This window comes from Anoxybacillus sp. ST4, from assembly GCF_019448545.1.
Lineage (GTDB): Bacteria > Bacillota > Bacilli > Bacillales > Anoxybacillaceae > Anoxybacillus > Anoxybacillus pushchinoensis.
Genome location: NZ_JAHZOE010000017.1, coordinates 42,194 through 49,742 on the forward strand (window position 1 = coordinate 42,194; position 7,549 = coordinate 49,742).

The following is a 7,549-nucleotide window of genomic DNA, read 5'->3' on the forward strand; positions in this document are numbered from 1 at the left end:
AAGCTTCTTGCCGAATTTTTTTTCGTGATTGTTTCCGTCCGTTCGTTGTACAATAAGCGTATGGACTGATGGAGAGGAGTGACATCTGTGAGCAAGCAGAAGCGACGGACAATGATGAAAAAGGTCTCGTACGCGCATCGCGATTGGTTTTCACAATATAAGGCGTTGGCACGACAACAATTGCACCATGTTTTACTTGAGAGCGGTCGGGACGGTCGATATAGCATTATCGGCTTACATCCTTTTGCTGTGATCATTGGGAAAAATAACAAATTAACAGTGTGGCAAAAACATCGTACAGAAACGTTTGAAGGAAATATATTGAAATCTTTAAAAACGTGGTTTAGTCAATGGGAAGTCGATTCGCGAGAAGAAGGTCCTGATTTCCAAGGTGGAGCCATCGGATATATTAGTTATGATTGTGCCCGTTACATCGAAAAGCTCCCTTCAATCGCACGTGACGATTTACAAGTGCCTGATTTGTATTTCTTAGTGTTTGATGATGTGTTTGTATATGATCACGAAGAGTCGGCTCTTTATTTGATTACTCATTACGTAGATGGAGAAGAACAGAAAGCGCGTCAACGTCTTGAGCAATATGAAAAGCTGTGGACAATGGACATTTCTGATGTTTCCCGTCCGTTTATTCCAAGCTACGAGAAAGAAGAATCGGTATCGATGAGCGAGGAACAGTTTATGGAAGCGGTCGAAAAGGTACGGGATTATATTGCACAAGGGGACGTATTTCAAGTAAACTTGTCCGTTCGACAGTCAAGACAGCTATTGACGCATCCTATTTCGATTTATGAAAAGTTGCGTACATTAAATCCATCGCCGTATATGGCATACATGCATTTTCCTGAATTTCAAATCGTAAGCGGCTCCCCAGAGTTGCTCGTCAAAAAGAAAGGAAAATGTATAAGCACTCGCCCAATTGCAGGAACACGTTCGCGCGGTAAAACTATTCAAGAAGATGAACAAATTGCCCAGTCTTTATTAGCAAACGAAAAAGAACGAGCGGAGCATGTAATGCTCGTGGATCTTGAGCGTAATGACCTTGGACGTGTATGTGCATACGGGACAGTAAAGGTAGATGAGTTTATGGTCATTGAGAAATATTCCCATGTTATGCATCTCGTTTCACACGTCTCTGGGCAGCTAGCGGAAGGAAAAGATGCATTTGATGTGATAGCGGCTGTTTTCCCTGGGGGAACGATCACAGGGGCGCCGAAAGTACGGACGATGGAAATTATCGAAGAGCTTGAACCTGTTCGGCGCGGTATTTATACTGGCTCAATCGGCTGGATTGCATTTAATGGCGACATGGAGTTAAACATTGCGATTCGCACGATGGTTGCTAAAGATGGCCTTGCATATGTACAAGCAGGGGCGGGAATCGTTATTGATTCCCAACCGGAATATGAGTACAAAGAATGTTTAAAGAAAGCATTTGCCTTATGGAAAGCAAAAGAGCTGAGCGAAGAAGAGCATGTACAATTAAGTATGAGGTGAGCGAAATGATTTTAATGATTGATAATTACGATTCGTTTACGTATAATCTAGTCCAATATTTAGGTCAATTAGGCGAAGAGCTCGTTGTCAGACGAAATGATGAAGTGACGATTGCGCAAATTGAACAACTTGAACCGCATTTTTTAATGATTTCTCCTGGTCCATGTAGTCCAAACGAAGCTGGAATTAGTATGGAGGCCATTCAATATTTTGCTGGAAAAATTCCTATTTTCGGTGTATGTCTCGGTCATCAATCTATCGCTCAAGTATTCGGTGGTGAAGTGGTAAGAGCAGAGCGTTTAATGCACGGAAAAACATCAACGATTTTCCACGATGGAAAAACAATTTTCGAACACATTCCTAATCCATTTGTTGCTACTCGGTATCATTCTTTAATTGTAAAAAGGGACACATTGCCAGATTGTTTTGAGATCTCCGCATGGACGGAGGAAGGAGAAATTATGGCGATTCGTCATAAAACGTTGCCTGTTGAAGGGGTTCAATTTCATCCTGAATCAATTATGACTGAGTTTGGCTTAGAAATGCTTAAAAATTTTATTACATTATATAGGTGAAAGTGATGGCACATGTTTATTTATGTTAACGGGCAAATCGTGACGAAGGAAGATGCTTGCATTTCCCCATTTGATCACGGCTTTATGTATGGACTCGGTCTGTTTGAAACGTTTCGCGTATATGATGGACATCCTTTTTTACTTGACGATCATTTAACGCGCCTTCACGATGGGTTAAATATGTTAAACATCTCGTTTTTTATAACGCGGGACGAAGTAATGCATATTCTCTCCCGGCTGTTGGAGGCAAACGGTTATCGCGATGCATATGTGCGTTTAAATATATCGGCTGGTGTTGGTGATGTGGGGTTACAAGTGGATAAATACACAGCCCCAACCGTTATTATGTACATGAAACCTGTTCCGACGTTTGCAGAGGAAAAAGTTTGCCAAACGTTACGAATGAGAAGAAATACACCAGAAGGGTATATCCGTTTGAAGTCACACCATTATTTGAACAATATTTTAGGTAAGTGGGAAATCGGTAAAGATGCACACGTGGAAGGTATTTTCCTTACACAAGACGGATTTGTAGCAGAGGGAATCGTTTCAAACATTTTTTGGGCAAAAGATGGTGTCGTATATACTCCTTCGGTGCAAACGGGTATTTTAAATGGTGTTACACGAATGTTTGTGATAGATTTGTTGTGTTCGTGGGGCATTCATGTACAAGAAGGATTTTATGTATTACAACATCTTAAAGAAGCAGATGAAATATTTTTAACGAATTCCATCCAAGAAATTGTGCCAGTTTGTCGATTGGATGGCGATGTATATCCCGGGAAATGTGGGGAAATTACAAGCCGGCTGAAGCATGCGTACGCATCGTTTACAAAACAATTATGGACGAGGTATGACAGAAAGGATGGGAACACTCATTGATTGATGTTATTTACTGCGGAAAACATAAGCTCGATTTAAAAAAACAAACGATTATTATGGGGATTTTAAATGCCACACCTGACTCTTTTTCTGATGGCGGAAAGTTTTGTCATGTAGAGCAGGCGGTTGAACGGGCTAAGCAACTTGTAGCTGAAGGGGCACATATCATTGATATTGGTGGGGAATCGACTCGTCCGGGGGCTGAGAAAGTATCGCTTGAAGAAGAGTTGCGTCGTGTCATTCCGGTCGTAAAAGCGGTTGCCCATGCGGTTGATGTGCCCATTTCGATCGATACGTATAAAGCGGAAGTAGCGAAGCAAGCCATTGAGGCAGGAGCGACGATGATTAACGATGTTTGGGGGGCGAAAGCAGATTCGAGTATGGCTGAAGTAGCCGCTACTTACGGTGTGCCTATCGTATTAATGCATAATCGTCACGATCGCAATTATAAAGATCTCATTTCAGATATGATTCATGATTTAAGAGAGAGCGTTCATATAGTGAAGCAGGCTGGTGTAAAAGATGGGCAAATCATTATTGACCCGGGTATCGGATTTGCGAAAACAGTTGAACATAATTTACAAGTGATGCGCCGATTGGACGAGCTTGCTGTGCTTCGTTATCCTATTTTGTTAGGAACATCGCGAAAATCATTTATCGGTCATGTGCTTGATCTGCCAGTTCATGACCGACTAGAAGGAACAGGAGCAACTGTTTGCCTAGGCATTGCAAAAGGGGTGCATATTGTTCGTGTGCACGATGTTTTACCGATTGCTCGAATGGCTAAAATGATGGATGCAATGCTTGGAAAAGGTGAAGAAAATGCGGGATAAAATTTACATTAGTCAAATGGAATTTTATGGTTATCACGGGGTGTTTCCGGAGGAGAATAAACTCGGCCAACGTTTTTATGTTGACGTCACAATCGAAACGAACTTACAAAGAGCAGGCATTACTGATGATTTGAGCGAAACGATTAATTACGCGCATATATACGACATATGTCAAAGCATCGTTGAAGGCAAGCCTTTTAAACTTATTGAAGCGGTAGCAGAGCAGATTGCTGAGCAAATTTTATCCGCGTATGAAGCAGCGTCATCGTGTACAGTGAAGGTGACAAAGCCTAATCCACCAATTAAAGGTCATTATGCTTATGTGGCGGTTGAAATTACGAGAGGACGTTAGAAATGGAACATATTTCTTATATTGCGTTAGGATCGAACATAGGGGATCGCTTTGCATATTTGCTTCAAGCAGTGAGAGCGTTACATGACCATGAATGTATTTCTGTTTTAGCGACATCTTCCGTTTATGAAACAGATCCTATTGGATACGTTGATCAGGCGTGCTTTTTAAATATGGTTGTGAAAGTCAGTACATCACTATCCCCGCTAGCTTTATTAACAGCGACAATGAACATCGAGAAAATGTTTGGCCGTAAGCGGGAAGTTCGTTGGGGACCGCGGACGTTAGACCTTGACATTTTGTTATATAATCACGAAAATATTGAAACAGAACAACTTATTATTCCACATCCGCGCATGTTTGAACGGGCGTTTGTGTTAATCCCGTTATTTGAAATAGATGAATCACTGATCATTCCGTCTGTTCAACGTCCTTTACGTTCTTACATCGACCAGTTGTCACATCAAGGGGTTCGCATATGGAAGAGTCGTGAAGCGGTCGAGGAACAACTTTACGAAAGGAGGGAGTTTAATGTTTAAAATCGGAAATGTGCAAATCAACAATCCTGTTGTGCTCGCTCCGATGGCCGGAGTATGTAATTCGGCTTTTCGTCTAACTGTAAAAGAATTTGGGGCAGGACTTGTTTGTGCGGAGATGGTTAGCGACAAAGCGATTTTATTTAACAATCCGAAAACGATGGGGATGCTCTACATTGATGAGCGCGAGAAGCCGTTAAGTTTGCAAATTTTCGGAGGGGAGAAAGAAACGCTCGTACAAGCAGCTAAATATGTAGATCAGCATACGAATGCGGATATTATCGATATTAATATGGGTTGCCCTGTTCCGAAAATTACAAAATGTGATGCAGGAGCGAAATGGCTATTAGATCCAAATAAAATTTATGATATGGTCGCAGCTGTTGTCGATGCAGTTGAAAAACCTGTGACAGTAAAAATGCGGATTGGTTGGGATGAAAATCATATTTATGCTGTTGAGAATGCCCAAGCGGTAGAACGAGCAGGTGGAAAAGCTGTTGCTGTTCACGGTCGAACGCGTGTACAAATGTATGAAGGAAAAGCAGACTGGAATGTCATTAAACAAGTGAAGGAAGCGGTTAACATCCCTGTCATTGGTAACGGCGATGTACAAACCCCTCAAGATGCGAAGCGAATGTTAGAACAAACCGGTGTCGATGGCGTGATGATTGGCCGGGCTGCTCTCGGTAATCCGTGGATGATTTATCGCACGGTTCGCTATTTAGAAACAGGCGAGCTCATTCCGGAGCCATCTGTTCGCGAAAAAATTGAAGTTTGCATTTTACATTTAGATCGCTTAATTGCTCTGAAAAATGAGTATATCGCTGTGAAAGAAATGCGCAAACATGCTGCGTGGTATTTGAAAGGTATTCGTGGAAACGCTAAAGTGCGCAACGCCATTAACGAATGTCAAACGCGCGATGAGCTTGTGGCGTTGCTTATGAATTTTGTAGAAGAAGTTGAGGCAAAAGAAAGCGATGTTGTGATGGAAGTGTAAAAAGCATACTGTCAGCTTAAGCTGACAGTATGTCTAAAAAAAATAAAAGGTCATTGGAGTGAACTTTAGTATGTCACATGAAGAATTAAATGATCAGCTATTAGTTCGTCGTGAAAAGTTACATAAGTTACGCGAACAAGGAATCGATCCATTCGGAAAACGATTTGAGCGTACACATAAAGCGGAAGAGTTGTTTGCGTTATATAGCCATTTATCGAAAGAAGAGCTCGAAGAGAAGCAGATTCATGTTTCTATTGCCGGTCGAATTATGACGAAGCGCGGCAAAGGGAAAGCGGGTTTTGCACACATTCAAGATTTGACAGGACAAATCCAAATTTATGTTCGTAAAGACGATGTTGGCGAAGAACAGTATGAAATTTTTGATACATCAGATTTAGGAGATATCGTTGGAGTTCGTGGTGTAGTTTTTAAAACAAAAGTAGGCGAATTGTCTATTAAAGTCCATTCATATGAGATGTTGACAAAATCGTTGCGCCCGCTTCCTGAAAAGTATCATGGTTTGAAAGATATTGAACAACGCTATCGTCAACGTTATCTTGATTTAATTATGAATCCAGAGAGTAAAAAAACATTTATTACACGTAGTTTAATCATTCAATCGATGCGCCGTTATCTAGATCAAAAAGGGTATTTAGAAGTAGAGACGCCAATGATGCACTCGATTGCTGGGGGAGCTGCGGCACGTCCATTTATTACGCATCATAACGCTTTAGATATGACACTTTATATGCGTATTGCAATTGAGTTGCATTTAAAACGTTTAATTGTTGGTGGACTAGAAAAAGTATATGAAATTGGTCGCGTGTTCCGTAATGAAGGGATTTCGACGCGCCACAACCCGGAATTTACGATGCTTGAACTTTACGAGGCGTATGCTGATTACACAGACATTATGAAGCTAACAGAGGATATGATTGCTCATATTGCTCAGGAAGTTCTCGGAACTACAAAAGTGCAATACGGAGAATATGAGGTAGATTTAACACCTTCATGGAAACGACTTCATATGGTCGATGCGATCAAAGAATATGTTGGTGTTGATTTTTGGAAGCATATGAGCGATGAGGAAGCTCGGCAACTAGCGAAAGAGCATGGAGTAGAAGTAGCTCCGCATATGACATTTGGTCATATTGTTAACGAGTTTTTCGAACAAAAAGTAGAGCAACATCTCATTCAGCCGACATTTATTTACGGTCATCCAGTTGAAATTTCACCGCTGGCGAAGAAAAATCCTGAAGACCCACGCTTTACGGATCGATTTGAATTGTTTATCGTTGCGCGTGAGCACGCTAATGCATTTACAGAATTAAACGATCCGATCGATCAGCGTGAAAGATTTGAGGCGCAATTGAAAGAAAAGGAACAAGGAAATGACGAAGCGCATGAAATGGATGAAGATTTCATCGAAGCGTTAGAATACGGTATGCCACCAACGGGTGGATTAGGGATCGGTATCGATCGTCTTGTTATGTTGTTAACGAACTCACCATCTATTCGTGATGTATTGTTGTTCCCTCAAATGCGTCATAAATAATCGTTTGGAAATTTAATGAGTGAGGTGTTTTTTCCTCACTCATTTTTTCAAAAGAAAGTAAAAAACATCTTGCTTAAATATGAACAAATATGATATATTACTAAACGTCCGTGTTAAAAATAACATGTAAAAAAGCAAAAGAAAAAAGTGTTGACAAAGAAAACACTAAATGTTATATTAAAAAAGTCGCTTAAAAACGACAAAGATGTTCCTTGAAAACTGAACGAAGCGAAAAGCGTACGAAGCTAGAGAGATAAACTTTCTATGGAGAGTTTGATCCTGGCTCAGGACGAACGCTGGCGGCGTG

General features: G+C 41.0%; 8 protein-coding genes. All 8 read left to right on the forward strand.

From position 1 onward, the window contains the following. Positions 1-111: 111 nt before the first annotated feature. The 8 genes from trpE to lysS all read left to right on the forward strand — a co-directional run bounded on the left by trpE (position 112) and on the right by lysS (position 7,242). Complete coding sequence (gene trpE / locus K1I44_RS10940) at positions 112-1,512, forward strand: anthranilate synthase component I (protein WP_219986153.1); 1,401 nt, start codon at positions 112-114, stop codon at positions 1,510-1,512. Positions 1,513-1,517: 5 nt separating this feature from the next. Next, entirely contained in the window at positions 1,518-2,087 is a 570-nt protein-coding gene (gene pabA / locus K1I44_RS10945) for an aminodeoxychorismate/anthranilate synthase component II (RefSeq protein ID WP_219986154.1), read from the forward strand. A gap of 12 nt (positions 2,088-2,099) precedes the next feature. Continuing rightward, complete coding sequence (pabC, locus tag K1I44_RS10950; RefSeq protein WP_003398240.1) at positions 2,100-2,969, forward strand: aminodeoxychorismate lyase; 870 nt, start codon at positions 2,100-2,102, stop codon at positions 2,967-2,969. A gap of 56 nt (positions 2,970-3,025) precedes the next feature. After that, positions 3,026-3,802, forward strand: coding sequence for a dihydropteroate synthase (folP, locus tag K1I44_RS10955; protein ID WP_080629237.1), 777 nt, complete (start codon positions 3,026-3,028; stop codon positions 3,800-3,802). Then, a complete protein-coding gene (gene folB / locus K1I44_RS10960) occupies positions 3,792-4,154 on the forward strand; it encodes a dihydroneopterin aldolase (protein WP_003398243.1) in 363 nt (120 codons plus the stop codon). The genes folP and folB overlap by 11 nt, the downstream gene beginning before the upstream one ends. A 2-nt stretch (positions 4,155-4,156) precedes the next feature. Continuing rightward, the gene (gene folK, locus K1I44_RS10965) at positions 4,157-4,693 is read left to right on the forward strand and encodes a 2-amino-4-hydroxy-6-hydroxymethyldihydropteridine diphosphokinase (protein WP_003398244.1); all 537 of its coding nucleotides are present in this window, start codon (positions 4,157-4,159) and stop codon (positions 4,691-4,693) included. Further along, on the forward strand, positions 4,686-5,687 hold the full coding sequence (dusB, locus tag K1I44_RS10970; RefSeq protein ID WP_003398245.1) for a tRNA dihydrouridine synthase DusB: 1,002 nt from the start codon (positions 4,686-4,688) through the stop codon (positions 5,685-5,687). Before folK ends, dusB begins: the two co-directional genes overlap by 8 nt. Before the next feature lie 70 nt (positions 5,688-5,757). Next, the gene (gene lysS / locus K1I44_RS10975) at positions 5,758-7,242 is read left to right on the forward strand and encodes a lysine--tRNA ligase (RefSeq protein WP_219986155.1); all 1,485 of its coding nucleotides are present in this window, start codon (positions 5,758-5,760) and stop codon (positions 7,240-7,242) included. The last annotated feature ends 307 nt before the right edge of the window (positions 7,243-7,549 follow it).

Bases quoted from the DNA above. Each gene is read 5' to 3' on its own strand.
- trpE (WP_219986153.1), top strand. From the start codon at position 112: ATGATGAAAAAGGTCTCGTACGCGCATCGCGATTGGTTTTCACAATAT.
- pabA (WP_219986154.1), top strand. From the start codon at position 1,518: ATGATTTTAATGATTGATAATTACGATTCGTTTACGTATAATCTAGTC.
- pabC (WP_003398240.1), top strand. From the start codon at position 2,100: ATGTTTATTTATGTTAACGGGCAAATCGTGACGAAGGAAGATGCTTGC.
- folP (WP_080629237.1), top strand. From the start codon at position 3,026: ATGGGGATTTTAAATGCCACACCTGACTCTTTTTCTGATGGCGGAAAG.
- folB (WP_003398243.1), top strand. From the start codon at position 3,792: ATGCGGGATAAAATTTACATTAGTCAAATGGAATTTTATGGTTATCAC.
- folK (WP_003398244.1), top strand. From the start codon at position 4,157: ATGGAACATATTTCTTATATTGCGTTAGGATCGAACATAGGGGATCGC.
- dusB (WP_003398245.1), top strand. From the start codon at position 4,686: ATGTTTAAAATCGGAAATGTGCAAATCAACAATCCTGTTGTGCTCGCT.
- lysS (WP_219986155.1), top strand. From the start codon at position 5,758: ATGTCACATGAAGAATTAAATGATCAGCTATTAGTTCGTCGTGAAAAG.